This is a genomic window from Pontiella sp., assembly GCF_041622395.1.
Taxonomy (GTDB): Bacteria; Verrucomicrobiota; Kiritimatiellia; order Kiritimatiellales; family Pontiellaceae; genus Pontiella.
Genome location: NZ_JBFJYW010000402.1, coordinates 1 through 2,215 on the forward strand (window position 1 = coordinate 1; position 2,215 = coordinate 2,215).

Below are 2,215 nucleotides of genomic sequence, written 5' to 3' on the forward strand. Positions count from 1 at the left end.
CGGGTTGATGTGGAGTTTTTTGCGCGCCTTCTCGCTCTTGGACGCATTTTCGGACTCTTCCTGGTGCATGTCGATATCGTCGAGGGCGGAAAGGGTGAGATCGAGCGAGATTTTTTCCTCATCGAACTTTTTCTGGAGGAACACCTTGTCGATCGCGTTGGCGTAAGCCTCTTCCGGCGAGATGATGCCGCGCATGACCAAACTCAGCAGGTCGTCGGCAAAGGTGCACATGCCCACATTCCTGCCGGTCTGCATGATCGACGGGATCTGGTGGGTTTTGCCCTCGCGGATGTTGGCGGCAACGGCGGGCGTAACCACCAGGATTTCGCAGGAGGCGATACGGCCCCCGCCAATGCGCCGGCAGAGGGTCTGGGCAATCACGCCCTTGAGCGAATCGGCCAGCATGGTCCGGATCTGGTTCTGGCGGTCGGCCGGAAACTTGTCGATGATGCGGTCGATGGTGGTTGCGGCGGTGTTGGTATGCAACGTCCCGAAAACCAGATGGCCGGTTTCGGCGGTCTCGATGGCGATTTCCATCGTTTCGAGGTCGCGCATTTCCCCCACCAGCACGATATCCGGGTCTTCGCGGAGTGCGGCGCGCAGGGCATTGGCAAAGCTTTTGGTGTGCACGTGCACTTCGCGCTGGTTGACCAGACAGCCCAGCGAACGGTGCCGGAACTCCACCGGATCCTCGACCGTGATCAGATGCATGCGGCGCGTGCGGTTGATCAAATCGACCATGGCCGCGAGCGTGGTGGACTTGCCGCTGCCGGTTGGACCGGTGACAATCACAAGCCCCTTGTTGAGAAAGCAAAACGACCGGACCCCCTCGGGAATGTTGAGCTCCTCGAACGTCGGCACGCGTGAGGGTATCTGGCGCATCACGCTCCCGATCCCCTCGTGATCCATGAAAATGTTCACCCGAAAACGGGCCGCGCCCGGCAGTTCATAGGCAAAGTCGGTGTCCCAATTCTCTTCGAGTTCCTTGATATTCCGCTCGGGCGTAAATTCGTAGAGCAGCTCGCGAAGCTCCTCTTCGGTGAATTTTTCAGTCCCCCGCTGAAACTGCATTTCGCCATCGACGCGATAGCACGGCTGGTGATTGGTCGACAGATGAATGTCGCTTGCGCCCTTTTCGAGCATCTCTTCAAGATACTGATCAATTTTCTTCATATAAAATCCCCGACCGAAAACAAAAGCAACTTCGGTGCCACCCCGCCGACAAAGGCATGATCACGCACTAAACCTCCTGACCCAGCGCCTTCTGGACGGTGCGGCTCAGCTCGCGCCAGTCGATCGGCTTGGCCATGAAGGCCGAGTGCCCGAGATTCTTCAGGTCTTCCCCATCGACTTTTTCCATGTATCCGCTGTACAGGATGGTCGGAATCCCCTGGCGGATGGCCAACACCTGGCGGATCAGCTCGTGGCCATTCATTTCCGGCATGCTGTAGTCGGTGATCAAGGCATCGAATCCTTCGGGATTCTGCATGAAGATTTCGAACCCGCGCCGGCCGTTGGTGGCCGTAACGACGGAGTAGCCGAAGGATTCGAGAATTTCGCGGCCCATCGACAGCACCGCCTCGTCGTCATCGACGAAGAGCAGGTGGCCATACCCCTCCGGGATCGAGAGATCGATCGCCTTTTGTTCCTGCTCGGCGGTTTCCAGCAGCAGCGGGAAATAGAGCGTGAAGGTCGTCCCCGTCCCCTGCTCGCTCGCCACCGCGATCGTCCCGCGGTGCTTGCGGACAATGCCATGAACGATGGAAAGGCCGAATCCGGTTCCCTCGCCTTTTTTCTTGGTTGTGAAATAAGGTTCAAAGATGTGCTCCTGGACCTCGGGGGGCATCCCGCATCCCGTATCCTTCACCGTAAGGCACGCATAGAACCCCGGATCGAGGTCGATCGACTGATCATCGGCCTTGCGCCCGTGCAGCTCGACCTGCTTGAGCTTAATGCTCAGGGTTCCCGACTGCTCCGCGCCGAGTGCATGCGCCGCGTTGGTGAAGAGGTTGATCATCACCTGCTGAAGCTGCGTCGGATCGCCATGGATCGCGCCGCACGCCGGATCGAGGTCGGTTTCAATCGTGATGTTCTTCTTCATGGTCGTCTGCACCATGCTGACCGAATCCTCGATGATCGGTTGCAGCTCCATCGGCTGGAACTCCTGCTCTTCCTGGCGGCTGAAGGTCAGGATCTGGCGCACCAGCTTGGTGGC

At 58.7% G+C, this 2,215-nt stretch carries 2 protein-coding genes; both read right to left on the minus strand.

Features of this window, described 5'->3' with window-relative positions; translation table 11 throughout:
- Window positions 1-1,173: type IV pilus twitching motility protein PilT (locus ABYO54_RS16030; protein WP_372809236.1), on the minus strand; the 1,173-nt coding region annotated here is incomplete at its 3' end.
- Between the two features lie 67 nt (window positions 1,174-1,240).
- The coding region (locus ABYO54_RS16035) for an ATP-binding protein (RefSeq protein WP_372809237.1) at window positions 1,241-2,215 on the minus strand (975 nt) is incomplete at its 5' end.